The 22,659-nt window shown below is 40.6% G+C and carries 17 protein-coding genes, 1 pseudogene and 1 riboswitch; of the genes and pseudogenes, 8 read left to right on the top strand and 10 right to left on the bottom strand.

What is annotated here, in order from left to right; all coding sequences use genetic code 11:
- Positions 1 to 235: 235 nt before the first annotated feature.
- Positions 236 to 2,803, bottom strand: a complete 2,568-nt coding sequence (locus EGC82_RS05845; RefSeq protein ID WP_124729929.1) for a TonB-dependent receptor — start codon at positions 2,801 to 2,803, stop codon at positions 236 to 238.
- Between the two features lie 224 nt (positions 2,804 to 3,027).
- Here EGC82_RS05845 and EGC82_RS05840 point away from each other — a divergent pair, with 224 nt between their 5' ends.
- From EGC82_RS05840 to EGC82_RS05825, 4 genes are all read left to right on the top strand, one after another.
- Positions 3,028 to 3,567 carry a PH domain-containing protein gene (locus tag EGC82_RS05840; RefSeq protein ID WP_124729928.1) on the top strand — a complete coding sequence of 180 codons (540 nt, stop codon included), beginning with the start codon at positions 3,028 to 3,030 and terminating at the stop codon, positions 3,565 to 3,567.
- 12 nt (positions 3,568 to 3,579) lie between these two features.
- Positions 3,580 to 4,845 (top strand): Nramp family divalent metal transporter, encoded by a 1,266-nt coding sequence (locus EGC82_RS05835; protein WP_124729927.1) that lies wholly within the window; start codon positions 3,580 to 3,582, stop codon positions 4,843 to 4,845.
- A gap of 195 nt (positions 4,846 to 5,040) precedes the next feature.
- Positions 5,041 to 5,505: a YehS family protein gene (locus EGC82_RS05830; protein ID WP_124729926.1), complete on the top strand. Its 465-nt coding sequence runs from the start codon at positions 5,041 to 5,043 to the stop codon at positions 5,503 to 5,505.
- A gap of 239 nt (positions 5,506 to 5,744) precedes the next feature.
- Positions 5,745 to 7,433 carry an NAD-dependent malic enzyme gene (locus EGC82_RS05825; RefSeq protein WP_124729925.1) on the top strand — a complete coding sequence of 563 codons (1,689 nt, stop codon included), beginning with the start codon at positions 5,745 to 5,747 and terminating at the stop codon, positions 7,431 to 7,433.
- Positions 7,434 to 7,574: 141 nt separating this feature from the next.
- Here EGC82_RS05825 and EGC82_RS05820 read toward each other — a convergent pair whose 3' ends face one another.
- Positions 7,575 to 8,009, bottom strand: a complete 435-nt coding sequence (locus EGC82_RS05820; RefSeq protein WP_124729924.1) for a DUF3069 domain-containing protein — start codon at positions 8,007 to 8,009, stop codon at positions 7,575 to 7,577.
- A gap of 423 nt (positions 8,010 to 8,432) precedes the next feature.
- Between EGC82_RS05820 and EGC82_RS05815 the strand changes: the two genes are divergently transcribed.
- Positions 8,433 to 10,316, top strand: a complete 1,884-nt coding sequence (locus EGC82_RS05815) for a tetratricopeptide repeat-containing diguanylate cyclase (RefSeq protein ID WP_124729923.1) — start codon at positions 8,433 to 8,435, stop codon at positions 10,314 to 10,316.
- A gap of 40 nt (positions 10,317 to 10,356) precedes the next feature.
- Complete coding sequence (queG, locus tag EGC82_RS05810; protein ID WP_124729922.1) at positions 10,357 to 11,583, top strand: tRNA epoxyqueuosine(34) reductase QueG; 1,227 nt, start codon at positions 10,357 to 10,359, stop codon at positions 11,581 to 11,583.
- Between the two features lie 224 nt (positions 11,584 to 11,807).
- On the opposite strand, the gene EGC82_RS05805 is transcribed toward queG, so the two are convergent.
- Together EGC82_RS05805 and EGC82_RS05800 are read right to left on the bottom strand one after the other, a co-directional pair.
- Complete coding sequence (locus tag EGC82_RS05805) at positions 11,808 to 12,014, bottom strand: dodecin (RefSeq protein WP_124729921.1); 207 nt, start codon at positions 12,012 to 12,014, stop codon at positions 11,808 to 11,810.
- 224 nt (positions 12,015 to 12,238) lie between these two features.
- Positions 12,239 to 12,591: pseudogene (locus EGC82_RS05800) on the bottom strand (5-methyltetrahydropteroyltriglutamate--homocysteine S-methyltransferase); the annotation flags it as partial.
- Positions 12,592 to 12,850: 259 nt separating this feature from the next.
- On the opposite strand from EGC82_RS05800, the gene EGC82_RS05795 reads away from it, so the two are divergent.
- Positions 12,851 to 13,753, top strand: a complete 903-nt coding sequence (locus EGC82_RS05795) for a LysR family transcriptional regulator (RefSeq protein WP_124729920.1) — start codon at positions 12,851 to 12,853, stop codon at positions 13,751 to 13,753.
- On the opposite strand, the gene EGC82_RS05790 is transcribed toward EGC82_RS05795, so the two are convergent.
- From EGC82_RS05790 to EGC82_RS05765, 6 genes are all read right to left on the bottom strand, one after another.
- Positions 13,736 to 14,476, bottom strand: a complete 741-nt coding sequence (locus EGC82_RS05790) for an HDOD domain-containing protein (RefSeq protein ID WP_124732569.1) — start codon at positions 14,474 to 14,476, stop codon at positions 13,736 to 13,738. The genes EGC82_RS05795 and EGC82_RS05790 overlap by 18 nt on opposite strands.
- 119 nt (positions 14,477 to 14,595) lie before the next feature.
- Positions 14,596 to 16,569, bottom strand: a complete 1,974-nt coding sequence (locus EGC82_RS05785; protein ID WP_124729919.1) for a TonB-dependent receptor — start codon at positions 16,567 to 16,569, stop codon at positions 14,596 to 14,598.
- A gap of 142 nt (positions 16,570 to 16,711) precedes the next feature.
- Positions 16,712 to 16,925: riboswitch (cobalamin riboswitch) on the bottom strand.
- A gap of 457 nt (positions 16,926 to 17,382) precedes the next feature.
- Positions 17,383 to 18,048 carry a hypothetical protein gene (locus EGC82_RS05780; protein ID WP_124729918.1) on the bottom strand — a complete coding sequence of 222 codons (666 nt, stop codon included), beginning with the start codon at positions 18,046 to 18,048 and terminating at the stop codon, positions 17,383 to 17,385.
- Between the two features lie 126 nt (positions 18,049 to 18,174).
- Complete coding sequence (locus EGC82_RS05775; RefSeq protein ID WP_124729917.1) at positions 18,175 to 18,504, bottom strand: DUF3622 domain-containing protein; 330 nt, start codon at positions 18,502 to 18,504, stop codon at positions 18,175 to 18,177.
- A 194-nt stretch (positions 18,505 to 18,698) separates the two neighbouring features.
- Entirely contained in the window at positions 18,699 to 20,612 is a 1,914-nt protein-coding gene (locus EGC82_RS05770; RefSeq protein WP_124729916.1) for a peptidase U32 family protein, read from the bottom strand.
- A gap of 172 nt (positions 20,613 to 20,784) precedes the next feature.
- Positions 20,785 to 21,351, bottom strand: coding sequence for a phosphoribosyltransferase (locus tag EGC82_RS05765; RefSeq protein WP_124729915.1), 567 nt, complete (start codon positions 21,349 to 21,351; stop codon positions 20,785 to 20,787).
- 372 nt (positions 21,352 to 21,723) lie between these two features.
- Here EGC82_RS05765 and EGC82_RS05760 point away from each other — a divergent pair, with 372 nt between their 5' ends.
- On the top strand, positions 21,724 to 22,383 hold the full coding sequence (locus EGC82_RS05760; protein WP_124729914.1) for a DNA-J related domain-containing protein: 660 nt from the start codon (positions 21,724 to 21,726) through the stop codon (positions 22,381 to 22,383).
- Positions 22,384 to 22,659 lie beyond the last annotated feature (276 nt).

Genomic DNA, 22,659 nt, shown 5'->3' with positions numbered 1-22,659 from the left:
ATACTCACGGTATGTTGTCAAAAAAGAAGCCTTATGCTTCTTTTTACAATCCGCATTATAAGGCATTATTTATCAATATAGTCCGCCAGCTCCTTCAACATCACTTCAATATTAACAGTAGGCAATAAGGTTATTACCGCAATAATTGACATCAAAGTTACTCATTTTAGATGATAAAAAAGCCACATTGCACTTTAAAGAGAATGTGGCTGTAATTTATCTTATGAAGTTATGTTTAGAACTTCATGGTGACTTTAGTATAAACATAACGACCTAACGGGTTATGAACGCCCATCGCGTAACCATAAAGGTCTGCATCACCGTCACCAATTGCAAATGATGGATCTTCATCAAATACGTTATTCACACCTACAGATAACTTAACCGTGTCATTGAAACGATATGAACCAGACATATCGACTAACAACTGGGCATCGACTGTGCGAGTTTTGTTGAAGTCTTCAAATTCGCCAGTGTAGCTAAAGTTTACGTTAGCGGCAAAGTCGTCCATGTTCCAGTTAGTGGTTGCTAACCAACGGTGTTGTGGATACTCATACTCACCGGTGTAATCGACGACATCACCATCAATTTCTTTTTCAAAGCTAATTAAGTAGCTGTACTCTAAACCAAACTTAATATCGCCATAGTTGTTTAGCTCAATACCATAATGGCTAGATAAATCGATACCTTGTACTTCTTGTGAACCAATGTTGACGAACGCAGACTTGATGACATCAATTGAACCAAATGTTTCGCCCGCTTGTGGTGCATTTCGTAGACAAATAGTACTGTTTTGATCATTACAGTTTTCATCATAAAGATCTTGGTTTTGCAGTGAGTCAATTTTATGATCTTGGACAATATTAAATATATCAAAACCAATATCAAACTGCTGACTTGGAGCCCAAATCATACCTAAGTTCCAAGTCTCAGACTCTTCAGCTTTAAGGTTAGGGTTACCAGCAAACACGAAATTGTAGTCAAGTAATTCACAATCTACATTGTCTGCAGCACAACGGTAGCTATCAGTTAAAAAATCACTCTTTTCAGAGGGACCTAAGCCAATTTGTGCTAATGATGGTGCACGGAAACCAGTAGACCAAGAACCACGAGCAGTTATCTCGTCACTAATGCCCCATTGGAAAGCAATTTTAGGGTTAGTGGTTGAGCCAAAATCACTGTAGCTGTCGTAACGACCCGCAACTTGTAACTCAAAGCTGTCGGTTACCGGGATAGAGAATTCAACATAGGCAGCATGTTGATCACGCGAACCAAACGCAGACACCGCTTCAGTACCAAAAATCAGACCGCGTTGAAACTGCTCGTCTGGTATGTCACTGACGCTTTCTTCGCGATACTCTGCACCGGCAGCCATCATGATATCACGATCAGCAATGGTAAATGCTTGACCTGTAATACTGGCATCATAAGCGGTAATACTCGACTTACCTTGTCTTACCAGGCTAGTAGTAATGCGATCAATCACATCTGGCGAGTTGATAGTGCCACCAAATGGATTGTAGTTACCGGCATCAATTTCAGCTTGTAAATAGTCGGTTCTTACCCAACCCTGTGAACGATTACCTGTTTGAGTTGATTCGCTGCGACCACGTTGTGCTGATACTTCCCAGTCCCAATCGTTTATGACGCCACGAAGGCCAGCCACAATACGCATAGTATCTGATTCGATATTCCAACGACGAGCACCGGCATCAACCGTACGGTAGCGGCCAATATCAATGTCTTGCCCAAAAGGATTGTTGGGATGAGTTCCTGGTACTGTTAAGCCTGCATCTTCATCTAATGGTGTTGGTGCACCACCGGCCTCAGAAGTATTGTGTTGTACTGATAATTCTAAAAATGCAGTTAAATCTTCACCTAACATGTAATCAAACTGGCCAATAGCACCAACACGTTCAGATGTTGGGATAGTCAAATTGTATGGACCGTAATCAAACAAACAACTACCGCTTGCAGTCGCATTTTCAGCAGGGCAATCTGGATCGATTGTTTTAACACCATTAACATAGAAATAACCAGGAAAACCACGTGATGAGCGATAATCTTCACCGCCGTAAGGTGATTGGTTAGCGGTACCAAAACGGCCCATGTCTTCTGCAGACAAGGTGCCATTGGTAAAGTAATCAAGGATAATTGACGCACTGCCTTTATCCGCTTTTACACCCCACACTAAGCTAGCTGTGGTTTCATCATAACCCGTGCCACTGTCATCGCCATAACCTAGGTTAAGTTCAATACCTTCAATATCTTTTCTTAAAACAATGTTGACCACGCCAGCAATAGCATCAGAACCATAAATAGCTGATGCACCGTCTTTAAGAATATCGATGCGCTCAATTGCTGATACAGGGATGTTGTTGATATCAACAAATGAATTCGAAATCCCTTCAGCAAAGGCACTCGATCCCACTCGGCGACCATTAATAAGTACCAACGTGGCATCGGGCCCTAAGCCACGTAAACTGATTGACGCGCCACCGTTAGCGGTAGAATCTTGGCTATTACCACGAGTCGAGAATGCGCCAGAACCGTTTGCTGGCATACGTTCAAGCAATTGTTGTAGGTTATCAAAACCCATATTAGCAATATCGTCTTTATTCAACGATTGTACTGGCGAAGGTCCTTCAATATCGGTGCGTTTGATACGAGAACCCGTCACTTCAATTCGTTCAACTTTTGATTGTGCACCGGCTTCGGCAGCTTGAGAAACGAATGCTATAGGGGCAAGGGACAGAGATATGGCGATAGCGCAAGCACTGCGCAGTAGGTTAGTTTTTTTCATGATCATCCTTAACGTTAATTTATTGTTTTACATCCTTGACTGCTGCACACTGCCGTTTAAAACTATAACGACGCGCAACTCGTGCGGATTTATATTTACGTAACCAAGTTAAGTTATTTCTTAACAAAGTCAATACAAGCCAGTAATGTAAATGTAACTAGTTGCTTACACAAGAGTAAATACTTAAAAAAAGCGAATTTAAATGCTTTTGGTATGGAGATCAGATGAGTGATAAAACGCTAGTTCGTGCCCACTTTCATGCAAACCTAGGTTTGTACTGGTTATTGTCTGGCAGTGTATTCTTTTTCTTAAGTATCGTTGGTATTCCATTGTTATTATTATGGTTTCACCTAGGATTACTGGCGACAAAACGTTACATTAATAACATGAATGCTGAATTAACCGAGCAAAAACTCATCGTCAGCAAAGGGTTGTTTACTCGAACAGAAAATACCGTTCCATTGGATAAAATCACCGATATGGCACTTATCCAGGGTCCCATTATGCGCATGTTTGGCATTCATAAACTTACCGTAGAAACCGCCGGGCAATCTGGCGCAGGGGCATTAATTAGCTTAATTGGCGTCATAAATGTAGTCGATTTTAGAGCACAAGTACTGGCACAAAAAACACAACTCAGTGAACGGCAAAACAGCGCATCAGCTCGTCCAAATACCGATGTATTAATCCTCGACAATCTACAACAAATGAACGCCACCTTATTGCGAATAGAACGATCATTAACCGCTAAACAATCAAACTAGGTCTTTTTTAACATGCTTAATCAACAAACTGCATCAGCCTTACCGTGGGTCTCTCGTGTTAGCACACTGTTTAAAGCCACAGGACCAGGAATCTTAATGGCCGCCGCCGCAATTGGCGCTTCTCACCTAGTGGCCTCAACTCGAGCAGGTGCCGAATTTGGTTGGCAACTGGCGTGGCTCATTTTGTTAGTTAATATCGTTAAATATCCTTTCTTCGCGGCTGGCGCTCGCTACACCGCAGCAACTGATGAGAGTTTATTGCACGGTTATCAAAAGCAAGGCCGTGGATATTTGATGCTGTTTACTGGGCTTAATGTTATTGCCGCCATTGCCAGTACTGCTGGGGTATGTATGTTAACGGCGGCAATGTTAACCCAGTTTATTCCGCTATCAATTGACGTATTAGCGCTGATTGTATTGGCCAGCTCATTAGCATTATTAATTTTCGGCCACTACAAACTGCTTGATAAAATGACTAAAATTATCATGTTGGCTCTTACACTAACCACCTTAGTCGCCGTAGCATTAGCCTTTAATCGTTATAGCGGGTTCGGCACTCCAGTGGTCAGTGAATCTCCTTGGCAATGGGCATACGTCGGTTTTTTAGTAGCAATGATGGGTTGGATGCCAGCTCCGATAGAGGTCAGTACTTGGAACTCGTTATGGTTAATAGAAAAACGTAAAACCCAAACGGTAACTGCCAAGCAGGCTATTTTTGATTTTAATCTAGGCTATGTCACCACGGCATTACTGGCGATTGTATTTTTAGCGTTAGGCGCATTAGTGATGCACGGCAGTGGCGAGCGTTTTTCAGACTCAGGTGCGGTATTTGCCTCACAATTGATCACCCTTTATAGCCAAGTCATGGTCAATGAAAGCCGCTATCTAATTGGGATTGTTGCATTTTTATGTATATTTAGTACCACGGTTACCGTGATAGATGGCTACAGTCGCACACTTGATATGGGCTGGCGATTACTGTCTCACAACACGTCACCACGCAGTTATTTAACCCAGGTGATGCTCGGGATCAGTGCGCTTGGTTTATTACTCATTTTATTCTTTAAAGGCGCCTTATTACCGCTACTTGAATTTGTGATGATCCTTGCCTTTATGACTACCGTTATTTTTGCATGGCTTAACTTTCGTTTAATGACAAGTAACACCTTGGCTAAAAAACATCGTTATGGCCGTGTGATGGTTGGGTTGTCTTGGATTGGTTTATTGTATTTAGTTAGCTTCGCTATCTTGTTTATTTATTGGTACTTCACAAAATGATCTCACTAAAAACCGAGAGGCTAGGACGCTACGCGGCTAGATCCTATAAAATCTTAGCAGCGAAGCGATACTAGCAGCGTTAGAAATCGATTGCAGCTTAAGCAGGATTAATCTGACTAATCAAAGATTTCTCGCTATAATAGTGTTTCGTCAATTGACCTAAACCATTTATGCGCCGCCGCGCCAGAGAGCCTTATGATTAACAACGATATTCTTCGCCGTATTCGCTTTGTATTTGACTATTCAAATGCCAAAATGATTAACATTTTCAGCCAAGCCAATGTAGACATCTCTTCAGAGCAGATTATTGCGCTGTTGAAAAAAGAGGAAGAAGAAGGTTATCAAGCATGTAATGACACATTAATGTGCCAATTCTTAGATGGTTTGATCATTAAGAACCGTGGTTTAAAGCCTGGAGCTGAAGTCCCTACGCCTCTAAAGCAGTTGACCAACAACTTGATGTTCAAAAAATTACGCGTTGCGCTCGAAATGCGTGAAGAAGATATTATTGCTGCATTAGCCTTAGCAGATTTTTCGATGACTAAATCTGAACTAGGGGCGCTATTCCGTAGCCCTGATCATAAAAACTATAAACCTTGTGGCGACCAAGTGTTAAGAAACTTCGTCAAGGGTTTGTCAATAAAACATCGCGGTAAGTAATATTCGCCTAGATGTTGAGATAATACTTTATTAATGCGTAGCTTAGGCTGCGCATTTTTGTTTCTAACGTTTACATATAAACAGCACCGTAATGAGAGATGAATAGAAATACCTAACAATAATGTGATTTGACTCACTTAACAGACCACAAAAAAGATCAGACGTGATAATCTACAATGACAAAAACCAGCATTATTCTAATAACGATCTAACTGGATCTAACACATTAAGGTTCCCCCATGGACGATAACAAACGCCCCCTCTATCTTCCTTTTGCCGGCCCAGCCATTCTTGAATCACCACTGCTTAATAAAGGCAGCGCATTTAGTGAAGAAGAGCGAATTTATTTTAACCTCGAAGGCCTTATTCCTTGGGTAATTGAAACCATAGATGAGCAAGCCTCTCGTGCCTATGCACAATTTAAAAACTTCACCAATGATCTCGATAAGCACATTTATTTACGTAATATTCAAGATACTAACGAAACCTTATTTTATCGTTTAGTGCGTAATAATATCAGTGAAATGATGCCCATTATCTACACCCCGACGGTTGGCTTAGCGTGTGAACGTTTTTCTAAAAATTATCGTCGTAACCGCGGCTTGTTTATTTCGTATCCGAATAAAGATCGCATTGATGATATTTTAAATAACTCAACTCGCCACAAAGTAAAAGTCATTGTGGTTACCGACGGAGAACGCATTCTCGGCTTAGGCGACCAAGGTATAGGCGGCATGGGGATCCCAATTGGTAAATTATCGCTATACACTAGCTGTGGCGGAATAAGTCCTGCATATTGCTTAGCGGTAACCTTAGATGTTGGGACCGACAATCCAAACCTTCTTGAAGACCCTATGTACATGGGGTGGCGTCATCAGCGTATTGGTGGTGATGAATACACTGAATTTGTTGAAGAGTTTATGCAAGCAGTCAGTCGTCGCTGGCCTGATGCATTGATTCAGTTTGAAGATTTTGCGCAAAAAAATGCGATGCCATTACTTGAACGTTATAAAGATCAATACTGTAGCTTTAACGATGATATTCAAGGCACTGCAGCGGTTACAGTTGGCTCACTACTGGCAGCTTGTAAAGCCGCTAACAGTAAACTCAGTGAACAACGTATTACCTTCTTAGGTGCAGGTAGTGCAGGTTGCGGCATTGCCGAAGCGATTGTGGCTACCATGGTGTCAGAAGGCATTAGTGAACTACAAGCGCGTTCGCAAGTATTTATGGTCGATCGTTGGGGCTTGTTACTCGACAACATGCCTAACTTATTACCGTTCCAACAAAAGCTGGCTCAACCTTGTGCCACGATAGAAGCATGGGACAATTACAGTGACAATATTTCGTTACTTGATGTGGTTAATAATGCCAAACCGACTGTACTCATTGGTGTATCTGGATCACCAGGTTTATTTACTGAAGAAATTATTAGAGCAATGCACAGCCATTGTAAACGCCCTATTGTATTTCCATTATCGAACCCGACTAGCCGTGTTGAAGCAACACCAAAAGATATTCTACATTGGACATCAGGCCAAGCATTAGTCGCAACAGGCAGTCCATTTGAACCTGTGGTTATTAATGGTGAAACCTTTGAAATAGCTCAATGTAATAACAGCTTTATCTTCCCGGGTATTGGTTTAGGTGTTCTATCTTGTGGCGCAAGACGTGTATCTGATGAAATGTTAATGGCATCTAGCCGCGCTTTAGCTGAGTGCTCTCCACTCGGTAAAGATGGCACTGGTTCACTGCTTCCCCGTTTAGAAGACATTCAAACAGTGAGTAAATATATTGCTTTTGCCGTTGCTAAAGCTGCCATTGACCAAGGGTTAGCATTGCCTTGTACCGATGAATTGCTGCTGCAATCAATTGAAGCTAACTTCTGGGAACCTGAATATCGTCGCTACAAACGTACGTCATTCTAACGGATTGATAAGCTCAACTAAGCCTGTTTAGGCATAAAAAACCCAACTTAAGTTGGGATTTTTATGCCTGTTAAACAACGCGTTTATTAGCTCAACCACCTTGGTTTACAAAATTTAACTCATAAATGTTAATTTAACCATTTAGGCAGACATGACGAGTCTAAAGCTATTTAGCAGTGGGCGATCAGTACGGGCTTTTTTAAGCTTACGTAAACACTCTTTCAACGACTGCTCCGCTAAGCGACCGAATACACCATCATATTCGTTATTATTCATCTCTTCTTCAGAATCTGCACTGTCAGCAATTTCTTGTGCAACTCGGCTTAACTGCATCCATGCATTGGCAATATAAAAACCATGAAACTCAGCTTTAGTCATCAACTTTTGTGCACTAGCTGGTAATGCATCCCAAGCATGGGTAAACGCATTCGCATTGTCTTCAATAAGTTCTTTAAACAAGCCTTCATAAGCTTGTTGCAATGTTTCTGGTAACTTGTCCATCGGCAGCACTTTGTTTGCTACGTTATACGAAACTTGCTTTGCTACTTCGAGGTACTGCAAATCAACTTTTTTCATGATTTTTCTCTTAATTAAAATGCTTCACATTGATTCACATCAGGATATTAGCTGACACTATGATCAACCATTTATTGAAATTAGACAGGACTAAACCCACTCGAATCACATATCTATGTAGTGATATTTATGTTATCAATATAAATTAAACAACCTAGTACAATTATGACATTAATTTTTACTGTTTGTATTCTCAGTTTTTACCATACTACTACGCAGATATATCACCTTGAGAACGTATCACCTTCCAATATTCACTTTAATCTGCAGGCAATATCAATTTATCCTTGATAAAACCCTTGTTGTGCACAATAATTGTGCATCGTTGATAACAAAAGTGTATACAACAATGTTACAACTACTTTTACAGCATGACTATTATTGCCCACTAAAAACTATAAATAAAAAAAGCGGCTTGTTATCTTGAAAAAAAAATTAAATTTTTACTTCTTTATTGCCATTTTTATCGCAATATATTTTTTGCCCATATCTGTTTTTGCTGCTTATTATGATAACGTAAAAGCTGATGCCATCTATAAAAAGATTGATTTAGCGGATTATGTTGACCAAATAGAAGGCGAAAAACTACTTAACGAATTTAAGCGGATCATTGCTGCTGACGATGATATCCGTCAAAAACTCTATGTCCGTTTATATTGCTGGAACCAACCTTCTACTACAGATAGTGAACTTGCCAGCGCCATTAAGTATGCTCAACAACAACTGCTAATATATTCAGTACCCTATCCATCAGCAATTCATACTGATTTATTATTATGTTTAGGTTATTACAAACAGTTTTCAGGTCAATTAGACGAAGCTCTTGACGATCTTTCTAATGCAATAAATAACGCATACGAACTTGAAGATCCTCGACTTATCGCTGACGGCCGAAGCATTCGTGGATCTATGCTGTCGTACCAAGGTAACTATTCCTCTGCATTAGAAGATTTAATTACATCACAACAATTGTATGAAAACCTTAATTTAACTTATTGGGCCAATGATAATTTAAGCGAACTAGCTGCAAGTTATCGACGTTTTGGTGATGCTGACACAGCCCTTAAATACCAAATAAAACTTGAACAAGTGTATCTTAAGGCCAATCTATTAATGGAAGCCGATAGCATCAATAATCAGATTGCATTTTCACTTTTAGAGCTTGGACGTATCGATGAATCTACAGCTCGATTTAGACAATCTCTCACATTTTGGAAAACTCAACAGGATAGCGTTTCGATTGCCGATGCTAAAACGAATATTGCAGGAAATCTGATAAAGCTGAACAAAATAGATGAAGCATTAGTGCTGTTAAAGCAGGCAGAAAAAGAACTACCAGCGAGCTATGATGGGCCGCATAGTTCGTTAATGCTATACCTAGCACAAGTGTATTTAGCTAAAAATGAATTTGATAAAGCACTTGAATATAGTCAGCTTGCATCAATTGACTTTAACCGTGGTGGCAATCAACGCGGTGAAAATGAAAACATCTATATAAAAAGCGATATCTACCAAGCCAAAGGTGATATAGACAATGCATTAAAAACATTGCAAAAATTTATCAAAATACACATGTCTCTTGATAAGCAAAATATGTCTGATCGCAACTCAGAAATGCAAGCTCGTTTTGATACCAATAAGATTAAAACCGAAAACGAATGGCTAATACAACGCGACAAAGATAAAGAGCAACAATTACAGATTTTACAGCGTAATGAAAACATGCAAATAATAATTATTATTTTAGTAGCCATCATCTTAATGATCGTATCTGTATTTGCTTACAAGCAAGTCGTGCGAAAACAACTATTTAGACGTTTAGCCCTAACCGATGAACTGACTAAATTAGCCAATAGGCGTGACACCTATTCTCAAGGTAACTATTTCCTAAAATCATCGCAACAATCGGCTAAACCTTTTTCAATCATCTCTTTTGATGCTGACCACTTTAAAATAGTTAACGACACACTCGGTCATGATATGGGCGATAAAGTACTGGTAAAACTCGCAGCGATTAGCGCTAGCATGATGCGCGATACCGATGTTGTTGGTCGTGTGGGTGGTGAAGAGTTTTTAATTTTATTACCTAACATCGATAAAACCAAAGCGATTGAAATTGCCAACCGCCTAGTCGATACCATCGCAAAATATGATTGGTCACAAATATCGCCAAGATTACATCAAACCATCAGTGCGGGCGTGGCAAGTTACACTAATGAAGTCGAGTTATCACCATTATTGCTAAAAGCCGACAAAGCGCTCTATTGTGCCAAAGCTGCTGGCCGAAATTGTGTCAAAGCCGAATAAAACGAGTATAATTTTAACGTGTTTACTCAATGATAGTGTTATGACAACAACAACCCCTGCATTAACTCCAGATCCTATTACCGATTTAGAGACCCATCTAACCAAGCCCTGTCCATTGACAGTGGCTCAGCTTGACGTGCTCAATAGGCAAATTAAGCAATGGGGTAAAGAACTTGGTTTTGCTCATATTGGGGTTGCTGATATCGACTTAAGCCAGCACGAAGCCGGACTGCAAGATTGGTTAGATAAAGGTTACCACGGCGAGATGAACTACATGGCCAACCATGGAATGATGCGCGCCAGGCCCAATGAGTTACATCCTGGCACTTTAAGGGTCATATGCGCGCGCATGGACTATCTGCCGCCCGATGCTGGCTTTGCCAGTAATTTAACTGATCCCAATCTGGGCTACATTTCTCGCTATGCTGGCGGACGCGATTACCACAAAATGATCCGCCAAAGGCTCAAAAAACTGGGTGATAAAATTACCGAGCATTGTCAAACACTTGGATTTGATGACACTGACTTTAGGCCTTTTGTTGATTCTGCACCGATATTAGAGCGCCCTTTAGCCGATAAAGCTGGACTAGGTTGGACAGGCAAGCATTCACTGATTTTACACCCTGATGCAGGCAGTTGGTTCTTTTTAGGTGAGTTATTAATCAACCTACCACTACCGTTAGATATCCCTATAGAAGAAGGCTGTAACACTTGTGTTGCATGTATAAAATCGTGCCCAACAGATGCGATTGTAGCGCCTTATGTAGTTGATGCAAGACGTTGTATTTCTTATTTAACCATTGAGTTACAGGGCGCTATTCCAGAAGAATTTCGACCATTAATAGGCAATCGTATTTATGGTTGTGATGATTGCCAGCTCGTGTGTCCTGTTAATGCAAAAGCACCACTGACTCAAGAGACGGACTTTCATACTCGTAGTGTATTGATTCAACCCGATTTGCTAAGTTTATTTGCCTGGTCGGAAAGCCAATTTTTAAGCCAAACAGAAGGCAGTGCAATTCGCCGAATTGGCCACAAACGTTGGTTACGTAATATTGCCATTGCATTAGGTAATGCCCCAGCTAACCCCGCGATTATTAGCGCTTTAGAACGTAGAAAAGACAGCCAAGAAATAGATGATATGGTGCTTGAACATATTGACTGGGCCTTGCTGCAGCAAACACAAAAAGCGCCACTAGAGACGCTTTCACGCAAAACTCAACGCGTTATCCGCTCCATACAAAAAGGCTTACCAAGGGATGCTTAATCCTCATAGCATCATAACAATCGCCTAACCGTTCGATGATATATCTATTTACCCCTGAACCTGTGCCATCATCCTTGGTGGCACTACGACATTTAAATCACGCGATTTCTGACGTCTTAGTACAGAGAATATTGTTATCTTTTGGTGTATGTGGATATTTAAGTAAAGTCTTCTCTGTTGAAAAATTCGAACGAAAGCAAACTTGATGATTAATTGATAAATACTTAGATATCTAAAGTAAACCCTACTTTAATGGTTACTTGCCAGTGAGCCACTAAACCTTCTTCTAAATGACCTCGGGTTTCCACAACTTGAAACCAGCGTAAATGTTGTAAACTTTTATTGGCTTGGGCAATCGCGTTTTTGACCGCTTCATCTGAACTAATCGGTGATGACCCAACCAGTTCAATCACTTTATAAGTGTGGCTCATAATAGCTCCTACTGTTAACTGAAATACTTATTTTGAGTGTAGTCAATAATGGTTCAACTCACATAAAAACTAATCATTAACCGATAAATAACTAGAGGATAACCAACAAAGCCAGCGTTGAAATCGTCAGTATTTAATCACTTATGACAACAATCAGGACTTCACTCGACCGCTCAAATGACATCACGCTCTGATAAATTAAACGTGACTTATCATGGATGATATTATCCCGATAAAAATCGTCGTCTAAGCGCTTTAGTCACTTCAATCATATATGCAGTGCGAGCTCAACTTCATCCCAGTAACGGGGTTTTAAACCACAATCAGGATTAATCCATAATTGTTTTACGGACACTTTTTGCACTGCTTTAGTGATAAGGTAGACCATTTAATCTACCATTGGAATATTTGGTAAATGAATATCATAGACACCAGGACCTATTTCATTTGGATAACAAAAATCTTCAAGCATATTCAATAATGCCATCCTTGAATCAGATGTCTCAATAGTCATCACATCGGCATCCATGGCCGCAATAGCATTCATCGTGTCGTTAAACTCGCTGTAACATATGTATACTCAAGTCACTTCAGAATGCTCATTTCAACACTCCTATAGGAATTCTATAGCAAGGTCCGCCCTGGTAGTGAAGCGACTCTAGAAATCCTAAATTTGAAATTTCATACTACTTTCCTTTTTCGTTGATAAAAAATAACTACTTATGCAAAAAATATGCATAGGCGTCTGGACGTCTAGAAGTTTATTGTGTTACTCTGTTGTCAAGCAATCGAATTGATTTCATCGGCTAGTTGAGCAAGATTCATGTGGAGAGAAAATGATAGAGCTTAGACACCTTCGCACCTTGATGGCGTTAAAAGAAAGTGGCAGTTTAGCGGGTGCAGCTAAAAAACGATTTGTAACTCAGTCGGCGCTTTCTCACCAAATAAAAGAGTTAGAGACACGGATTAACTCAACTATTTTTGTACGTAAAAGTAAACCACTCACTTTTACTCATGAAGGTTCGCGTCTGCTAAATTTAGCAGAAGAAATCTTACCGAAAGTGATTGCTACCGAGTCGGATCTTAAACGCGGTTTAGAAGGTGAAAGCCAACAACTAAAGCTGGGCATTGAATGCCACAGTTGTTTTCGTTGGTTAATGCCCGTTATTGAACAATTTAAACAACACGCGCCAGCAGCGCAAATTGATATTTCAAGTCGGCATTTATTTGATTCGCTCAATGCCTTAGAGACGGGGAGCTTAGACATAGTGCTAACATCAGACCCAGTGCCAGGACACCGTGTCGCTTATCAACACCTATTTGATTTTGAAGTTAAATTAGTCGTTTCCAATGATAATACATTAGCAGCGCAAGCGTTTGTCACACCAGCACAATTGGCCAAACAAACCTTAATTAGCTACCCAGTGCCATTAGCTCGTTTAGACATTTATAAGCACTTTTTAGAACCTGCAGGTATTGAACCTGGCGAGCAAAAGCAATGCGATTTAACCTCAATGCTGTTACAACGCGTAGCCTGTAATGACGGCGTAGCAACCCTACCTACCTGGTCTATTCGAGAGAGTCAGGGGCTCAGTATTACTGCAGTTAAATTAGGATCGGAAGGTCTGAAACGTCCATTATTTGGGGCTTATCGTCGCGACGCCACTAATGCAAATTTAATCCAAAAGTGGCTCGAACTGGTAGCGAGTGAAGGCATAAATCTACAACGGGTTGATTAATAAACCTCGCTTAGATAGCACGCGTCGAAGCACAAGTCCTGGGGAATCAGGGTTTTGTGTTTGACGTAAATTATGTGCAATCAAAAATTCTTCGCGTAAATCTTCATCTAGTCCTAGTGACGAAAATGCCTCAAGTGATAACTGTTGCTGTTGCTTATCAATAAGTGACTTCAGTACTTTTAATGATACTGGACGAGAGAGTTCAGCGTTTAAATAAGCAAAAGCCGTTAACGCAATGACCTGACCAAACACACTAAACAGCGCTAATGTTTGCATCTCATCTGCATCAATTTTAGTCCCTACACCAATATCATTCTCTTCACGCAACAGCGCTATACAATCCGTCGCAATCTTTTCATTTAAAGCCCAATAGCCTTGAACGAGTTTTTTGTAAGGTTCAGAAAGCTCATCAAGTCTTTCTTTAAGGTAAAACGAGAACGCATAGCGGTAAATGTTTACTTGGCCTAAACGGATTAAAGCATCTTTAACACTGCGGCTTTTAGCCGATATTACGCCTGCAGCTTGCGCGGTATTACTGCGCAACAACAAATGAGCAGCAAGCGCAGGATCAGCCGACACAGTATCGATAACAACTCTAATATCAGCTTCGCTAATTAAAGCCTTTTTCAATGGAATTAATATGCCACGACGACCAATGACCTGTTCTTCATTGCCAATAATAGCTTGAACTTGAGTCAGAACTTGTTGCTCAAGATTAGTCATATTCATCGGTTACCTTTTTTAAAATAAACACGCTATAAATTAATCTAACGATATATTAAAACGAAAGCCAGTAATAGTTTACTGGCTTTAGTGGGTGAGAATCTATTAAGTCGAATTATCTAGAAACGATAACCGGCTGTTAGCCTAATTGAACGACCAGTACCTGAATAATAACCGCTACCATAGGCAGAGTAATAACCCGTGCCGACATAATCTTCGTCAAGCAAATTATCTACACGTAAACTGCCATTCCAACCTGAATAAGTATAGTTTAACGCAAGGTTTGTTAGCACGTAACTGTCTAACTTATCACCGGTATTGCTGTTATCGCCTTCCATATAGCGCTCGCCGGTGTAAACACCTTCAACATACGCTTGCCAGCCATCAGAAAAATCGTAACTGACAAAGGCTTTACCTGAATGTTTAGCTACCCAAGATAAGGCTTTACCGTCATTTTCGCCTTGAGTGAATTCTGCATCAATATAGTCGTACGAAGCACCTAATAACCAATCGATCGATAACTGTACATCATAAGCTGTGCTCACACCAAAGCGACGAGATTCGTCGGCATTAACGTTAGCGCCACCACCATAAGGTCCATCTGTACGACCGCCTTCGTAAACAATCTCATCTTCTAACTCTAGTTGATAAGCATTAATTTTTAAGGTTTGAGTGGCGGTAGTAAAGTCCCAACCGGCTTCGTAAGAACGGCCAGTTTGTGGGTCTAAACCTTGTACTGCCAATGGCGTATATGCTTGCTCATCTACTTTTGCAAAGCGAAAGTTATCATTTGCGCGGACATAAAAGCGATTTTCACTGCTTGGACGATAATTAAAGCCTAACTCAAATGCATGGGCATCATTATCGATTTCAACACGGTTAGGATAAAGTAATTGGTCATATAAATCGTCAGTCACTTCTGAGTATCGACCACCAACAACATAAGATAAAGTAGGCGTAATAGGCACTGATGCTTGCACATAGGCGCTCTTTTGTGTCTGTTCATTATTTCGTTGCGTATAAAGCGTATCGAAATCTGCTTCACCTTTACTCACATCAACACCGGCAACAAAATTTAAATCGCCATGTTCTAAATGGTAGTCAGCTGTGGCTTTAGGTGAAAAACTTAATAGATCCCGCTCAATACGCCCTGCACCACCAAACAATATACTCGTGGTTAATGTGTCTGAATAAGTTAAATCTGCGCCTAAGGCCCAAATATTATTCAGCTGGTATTGGTAACCACTGCGCAGTGCTGTGGTCATTTCATGAGTGTATTCACCCGCAGAAAAAGCCGCAACTTGGCGAGGGTCGGCTTCGTATTGCGCTAACGTTAGCGCGCCAGGCGCTTGACGATCATTATCAAAATAATTAACTTCTACATAAAAGTCTTCGGTATCAGTTTGATACTGTAAGCGACCTAAAATAGAGCCTGTTTCACTCTCATTATTATCGCGATAATTATCACTGTCTTTATAGCTTGCCGCTAGAAAATAACGCCATGCGTTGTTGATAGCACCTGAAATATCACCTTTAGCTTCGTAGGTATCAAAACTGCCACCACTGACTTGTAAACCTCCGCCGGTTTCAGTCGGTGCTTTGGTAATGATATTAATCACACCGCCAACAGCTTGGTCACCATACAACACCCCTGCGCTACCTGATAAAATCTCAACTCGCTCAATTAAATTAATTGGGATAGATTCAATGCTTGGCGCTGAAATATCAATATTATTCAGTCTGCGTCCATCAACTAAAATAAGTGTATTATTAGCCGCTTGTGATGCAGAAAAACCACGCATAGAAAATACAGTGCCCGAGTTATTATCCGACACCTGAATACCAGACTGTCCACGTAATAAATCGGTTAAATTGGTGGCCCCACTCATTTGAATATCAGCAGCATCAATAACATTAACATTGGCAGCAATATTTAAAGGGTTAGCAGCAGTACGGCCAATAACCACAATGGTTTCATCCATGGTGATTGCCGAAGAGGATGTAGTAGCGGGATCAGCCGCGATAGCATTAGCACTGACTACACTGAAGACAGCACTTAATAGCAGTGCGATTTTTGTTGGTTTAGTACCCATTTACCTTTAACTCCTGAAAGGAAAAATGGGGCAATAGCGCCGCAATATACATCACTGCAGTCGGCTTACTCAATAGACAGCGTCTATAGAACAAGCCGACAAGCGATGTCACATTACATTTCGAGATCTGCCCACCGAAATCATCGAAATCACCTTTAAGGCCGGTCTCCGGACTGAGGTTGTGGCGTTGCCCCTGGGGGCAACACACGCGAGTCGAGATGATTAACGCAACGCTGTTGCGTACCTGACTCTCACCAATCACCGTTGCGGGGGCAGTACCAGATTTGCACTGGTTTCCCGATTATCCAGCTGAGATCGATAGATCCACAACAAGCACCGTAAAGATTGACTAACTAACCTCAGCTCTCATTAAGAGTTGCGGTTAACTATTGAAATAACATGAGTTGAGGTTCAACTCATGATTGAAAATATGTGTTTGATTGGCCAACGCTAGCATTGCGTAGCACGTACTGTTTGACTATCGTTGCCATCATAAAATAATAGCGCGGCGATTATAACGGATCCACAGGGGAATTTGATACTCACAAAAGGTTAACTCACAGATAATTCAACTTATTGATGGTTTAACATATCGATTGATAATATTTAAGAGGCTCAGCAAGCACCTCAATACTGTGCAAAGTTTCGATGTGAGCATGTTTATACTAAATCTAGGGACTTAATCTAAGAACTAAATCTAAGGACTAAAGCTCAAAACTGACTATCTGAGCAAGAGCTAAGCACTTGAATATGGATGCTAAGATTCAGGATGCAAAACTAAGGTTCAAGATTAGGGCCAATACGAGAATTAAACTAGGGATGAGTCATGAAATCACGATAATTATCGATAGTGATGGGTACTGTATCTATCGTAAACACCGCTGTACGAATCGATTTATGAATTAAGTAGACATTTTCGTCATCACTTATTACCGTAAAATAGCCCATTTCACCTTGTGGACTGGTGATATAAGGCTCTTCAACTGCCGCTAAAGATTGATGAATATTAGGCATGCTGGTACAGCCTAATAAACCATGTACAGCCTCGAGCTCACCAACTTCAGAACGACCAAGCTGCTGATAAACAACTTGCCCTTGGCAATGCTCTTGATAGGTGGCAGCCATTGAATCTAAAAAACGTTCTGGCTCAACGTCATTTGCTAAGCCTTTAAAACCTTGCATGCAGACTAAACTAGACCAATCATTTAACGACTCATTCGCTGGAATAAACTCAGCCATCGTCATGTCGCCACGTTTATCGCTAAATGCGAGCTTCCAATCTAATGGTGGTAAAAAGCCAAATTTTGCAGACAAGCTTGTGAGTTGCTGGACATCATTAGACATCACTATAGTACCTGATGAGTTACCAAGTTCGCCAAAAGTCATCAGGGCAGTAGGAGTAGCCGATGCACTGCTGGGGAACAGGAACATTATTCCTAAGCACCCCAAGCAGCCTATAATTTCAGCAATCTTGTTCATCCAAATGAATCCTTATTTGGTCAAGATAGAGATAAGTTGATCGAAAATCATTCTAATTAAGTACATCCTATCCTGAACATACAAAAATTGAAACTTATCTATAACATTTACATGCTTGATGAAATATTAGTTTAACTCTTCGTCATCTTCGTCTTCTGCATCATCTTCAGCATCGAATAGCTCTTCTTCATCGACAGCAGATTCAGCTGCAATCGCAGCTGCTAAACTTTTAGCTTTAAGATGCTTTTCAGTTTTACGCTTGTTACGATCAACTTGCTTAGATAAAAAACCTTGTAGTGATTGCTCACCCCATGCAGTAGCTTCTGCTTCTGACGCAAAACCATCTTGGCTTTTTGACACTATCGTTTTAGTCGATGTCATACGACGAGTAATTTCGGTTTTCCACGTATCTTCAATTTGAATAACACGTAAAGCATACTTTTTGCTATCGCTCATAATCTATTCTTTCCTACTTAAGGTATCACAGGCTAAAACCCATGAAATTTCAGCCGCGCAGTGTACTCGAAACACACGAGTTTTGGCAGCTATTTAATGGTTATTTTTGCAGCTTGTTTGAAAAACTAAACCACTGGCAAGTGTAATACTGTCAACGCAAAAACAATAATGTATAAAATATCGCTGCTTCGTTGTTATTGTTTCACTAATTGGTTGGAGCCAACAATCATCATTTCACATTTGTGGCAGTCAAAAACTAACTTCAATTTATCTTTACCTACTTCTAAAAACATCGGGTCAGCTTTGATGCCTTCCACTTCTTTCGGGCATAAATTAAAACTGTAGCGCAGACAATGTTTAGTGACCATTAACGGTGCGTCATGCAACACGGTATTTTTCTCATAGGTGTCTTCAATTTGAATCACCCCATGCTGATGATAAAATGACTTGGCGTTTTCGTTAGCCACATTGGATAAAAAGCTCAAAGCTTTTTGCGGAAAACGCGCGCTTTTATCGTGCATCCAACGCTCTGGTCGTTGGTAACAGGCAAGCCTTACAGCCATTAACGCACTCACCGCATCACGGCGTAGTTCGTTAACAACTGAGGTGGGTAGAAACCACATCTGCTGCGTGAGTAAATTAACCTTATTCAATACAAAGTCACTGCTACCCAGTTTACTAAGTTGTTTTTTGAGATTTTCTGCAGTTTTGGCTTGATCGTTAGCCGGAGATTTATCACATACTAACGTGGCGGTAGCGCTAATATTATGTACATCAATGATGGTTAACCCTACGCCATCATCGGTATCAAAAAATTGCATGTCGACCGCTATTTTACGGCTGGCAGAGTCTTTATTTAAGATAGCCTCGAACTTATGGTCGAAGTTACGGAACATCATCACGCCGACTTTTAAGTCTTTTGGCACTTCGGTTAAATACAAGGTATTACCGTCGGCGCGGTTAATGCGCACGCCGGAGAGCTTATCGTCAGACAACCGCTGGGTTTCATAATGTTCAACAAAAAAACATAAGCCATCACCATTGTTAAAATGAATGTCTTTGCCACTTTCGCTGGTATCGATTTTAATAAACGCTTTACCGACTTGGGTGATACGACCCACTTTCTCACCAATAAATTTAGGCGAACTAAAATGTTCAATCGCCTCTGTACGTTCATTGACAAAATAATCAGTTTTACCGCGGTTAAAACTTTTATCCGGATCGGGGGTAAAGTTAAACTCGCAACGACCATGAGAGATAGACGCTAGGTCGGCACGCTTAGCAATAATAGCATCCAGTTGCTGGCGGTAATGTGCGGTAACATTCTTAAGGTAAGTAATGTCTTTTAAGCGGCCCTCAATTTTAAATGAGCTAATGCCGGCATCAATTAGGGCTTCTAAATTATCAGTTTGGTTATTATCTTTGAGTGACAACAAATGCTTATTTTCGGCTAATACTTCACCTTCACGCGTGGTCAGATTGCACGGTAATCGACACATCTGTGAGCATTCACCGCGGTTAGCACTTCGATTAGAATAGGCATGGCTTAAGTTACACAATCCACTGTAACTGACACATAATGCACCATGAATAAAGAACTCTAACTTCATTTTAGTGCTAGCAGCAATCTCGCGAATTTGCGCAAGATTTAGCTCACGGGCTAACACCACCTGTGAAAAACCAACTTGTTCAAAAAATACTGTTTTTTCTGGGCTACGGTTATCCGTTTGGGTACTCGCATGTAACGCAATAGGCGGAAGATCGAACTGTAAAACGCCCATGTCTTGAACAATTAAAGCATCAACACCCGCTTCATAAAGCTGCCAAATAAGCTTTTGGGCTTTATCAAGTTCGTCATCCAGTAAAATAGTATTTAATGCCACAAACACCTGGGCATGATAACCATGAGCAAACTCTGTCAAGCGAGCAATATCTGCAACACTGTTACCAGCATTATGACGCGCACCAAAGGCTGGTCCACCAATATAAACCGCATCGGCACCATGTCGGATTGCTTCAATACCATAATCAGCATTTTTGGCCGGCGCTAACAGTTCAAGTTGGCGTTTTACCGGAGTATCGGGGGTAAACAATTCTACAGAAGCCATAATGTTCACTACATTTTCATCGATTCGGATAAAAAAGTGCGCCAACATACTGATATTGTCGCATTGACATTAGTATGTTGGCGCACTCACATAGCGGCATACTCTAGCAAAACCTGCCCAAAATCCTAGCAAATTCGTTGCCATTACCGCCTAAAAAACGGTCGCATAGTATTTATAAAAACAGTTCTTGAATATTTTTAAAGTCGGCTTTGCCTTCAGCAATTTCTTGGGGGGTTAAACCAGATACTTCATGGGGAAACACTAACCAATCTTCAGATGAATGAATAAAATATTCAGGTTTTAGATCTACTTTAGTATTTTTAGGCTTGTAATAAGGACATGCTATGCGGATATCGGTTGGCATATTCAAACGCATAAACTTTCTTAATTTACCAATAAGCGCATCAATGCTACGTCCTGAATCGAATACATCATCAACAATCAACAAGCCATCGCTAGCATTGGCATTTTCGATAATGTAATGCAAACCGTGCACTTTAATATTCTTATCTTGTTTGTCGGTACCAATACCATAATAAGAAGAGGTTCTAACAGCTATATGATCAGTTTCAACTTTTTTAAAGTCAAAATACTCTTGTACTGCAATGCCGATTGGAGCTCCACCGCGCCAAATACCCACAATAAACTGCGGTCTAAAGCCACTGTCATATACTTGTGCCGCGAGCCTAAATGAATCTTCTAGTAGTTGTTGCGCACTAATATAGTGTTTATCTGTCATTGGTTAAGCCCCGGATTATTTATTGCAGAGAATTTTATACCAAATAACGTTTTCTTGCCTGTAAGAATAGGAATTAATTGATCAAAACCAATAAAAAATTAAAAGTGTTAATCAAATCGCAATACTATTCACTAGCAATTTCCACATTCTGTATCTAACCCGATATTGCTATCTGGTTACGCTAATATCACTAAGGCACATTTAGGCCATCATTAAGCCTAGCGAAATACTTAGCCAAATTAACGCACTGCACAGTGCAGTCAAACTAACGTATCTGCAAGGGTAAATCTACTTGTGATTAACAACGACTATGGCATAGTGGGAGCTCATAACAAGTAGATTTTATCGCCAATTCAGGATGAATACGCCGCCATGCTACTCAATAAAACCTTACATAATGCCTATAGCACTGAACTGACCCACACCACGGACAGTAACGAACTCAATGCACCTAAAGGTGACAACCCGCTAATATGGTCTGTGCTAAGCTTATTGCAATCAACCAACCAAAGTTGGAAAGTGCATCATTTGGCGAGCGAGTTACAAGCCAAAGGATTAATGCATAATCTTGATCCTTTACCCGAAAAAGACCTCTTTAAACGCAACTTTCTGTTGATGAACGCCTTGTATGCATTACAAGACATATTAATGCCCAAACAGTGGTTACAAGTTAAGGCAATGGAAATTCAAATATTTAGAATTATTCCTGCCAGTGCTGATGTACAACATATTCGCGATGGGGCATTACGCGATTACTATCTCGACTGGGCCAATTATGATGCAAGCGTTAACGTGGTGCGAGAAATGCTCGAGTCATTCTGGTCAACCTATCAAGAGTATATTGGCGTTAATATAAAATTAATGCATCAAGGCCAAGCCTTAAAAGTATTTGAGCTTGATGAAACGGCTACTGATAGAGACATTCGTAAACAATGGCGTAAGCTGGCGCTAAAATGGCATCCCGATCGTGAACAAGGTAATGCTGAACGCTTTCGAGAAGTGTGCGAAGCATGGCAAACACTGAGAGATTAACGTTAATCTAAACTATCGTGGTTGAACACTCTTCATCCACAGCCGTTATCGTTGTCAGCACTGAAGGTTCAGTTGGTCGTCCTACATTCATCCTTCCACATGAGCCCTACTTATTCATCATGCCATATCGGCCTTTGTACATAACCTACCAACAACCATAATTAAACAGCCAGGCTCCTTGAAATTAACCCTCTACATTAGTCTTTGCACAGAACTCACCAACAATGAACAGTTCATTGTCACTCAATGGTGACATTGGCAGAAATCATTAACCTC

Source organism: Shewanella livingstonensis, assembly GCF_003855395.1.
Taxonomy (GTDB): domain Bacteria; phylum Pseudomonadota; class Gammaproteobacteria; order Enterobacterales; family Shewanellaceae; genus Shewanella; species Shewanella livingstonensis.
The sequence above is the reverse complement of the archived record's forward strand: the minus strand, read 5'-3'. Positions and strand labels throughout refer to the sequence as shown.

Excerpts from the sequence above, each read along its gene's own strand:
- EGC82_RS05760 (WP_124729914.1), top strand. The coding sequence starts at position 21,724 with ATGCTACTCAATAAAACCTTACATAATGCCTATAGCACTGAACTGACC.
- EGC82_RS05765 (WP_124729915.1), bottom strand. The coding sequence starts at position 21,351 with ATGACAGATAAACACTATATTAGTGCGCAACAACTACTAGAAGATTCA.
- EGC82_RS05820 (WP_124729924.1), bottom strand. The coding sequence starts at position 8,009 with ATGAAAAAAGTTGATTTGCAGTACCTCGAAGTAGCAAAGCAAGTTTCG.
- EGC82_RS05780 (WP_124729918.1), bottom strand. The coding sequence starts at position 18,048 with ATGAACAAGATTGCTGAAATTATAGGCTGCTTGGGGTGCTTAGGAATA.
- EGC82_RS05785 (WP_124729919.1), bottom strand. The coding sequence starts at position 16,569 with ATGGGTACTAAACCAACAAAAATCGCACTGCTATTAAGTGCTGTCTTC.
- EGC82_RS05825 (WP_124729925.1), top strand. The coding sequence starts at position 5,745 with ATGGACGATAACAAACGCCCCCTCTATCTTCCTTTTGCCGGCCCAGCC.
- queG (WP_124729922.1), top strand. The coding sequence starts at position 10,357 with ATGACAACAACAACCCCTGCATTAACTCCAGATCCTATTACCGATTTA.
- EGC82_RS05845 (WP_124729929.1), bottom strand. The coding sequence starts at position 2,803 with ATGAAAAAAACTAACCTACTGCGCAGTGCTTGCGCTATCGCCATATCT.
- EGC82_RS05805 (WP_124729921.1), bottom strand. The coding sequence starts at position 12,014 with ATGAGCCACACTTATAAAGTGATTGAACTGGTTGGGTCATCACCGATT.
- EGC82_RS05775 (WP_124729917.1), bottom strand. The coding sequence starts at position 18,504 with ATGAGCGATAGCAAAAAGTATGCTTTACGTGTTATTCAAATTGAAGAT.
- EGC82_RS05790 (WP_124732569.1), bottom strand. The coding sequence starts at position 14,476 with ATGACTAATCTTGAGCAACAAGTTCTGACTCAAGTTCAAGCTATTATT.
- EGC82_RS05770 (WP_124729916.1), bottom strand. The coding sequence starts at position 20,612 with ATGGCTTCTGTAGAATTGTTTACCCCCGATACTCCGGTAAAACGCCAA.
- EGC82_RS05840 (WP_124729928.1), top strand. The coding sequence starts at position 3,028 with ATGAGTGATAAAACGCTAGTTCGTGCCCACTTTCATGCAAACCTAGGT.
- EGC82_RS05795 (WP_124729920.1), top strand. The coding sequence starts at position 12,851 with ATGATAGAGCTTAGACACCTTCGCACCTTGATGGCGTTAAAAGAAAGT.
- EGC82_RS05830 (WP_124729926.1), top strand. The coding sequence starts at position 5,041 with ATGATTAACAACGATATTCTTCGCCGTATTCGCTTTGTATTTGACTAT.
- EGC82_RS05835 (WP_124729927.1), top strand. The coding sequence starts at position 3,580 with ATGCTTAATCAACAAACTGCATCAGCCTTACCGTGGGTCTCTCGTGTT.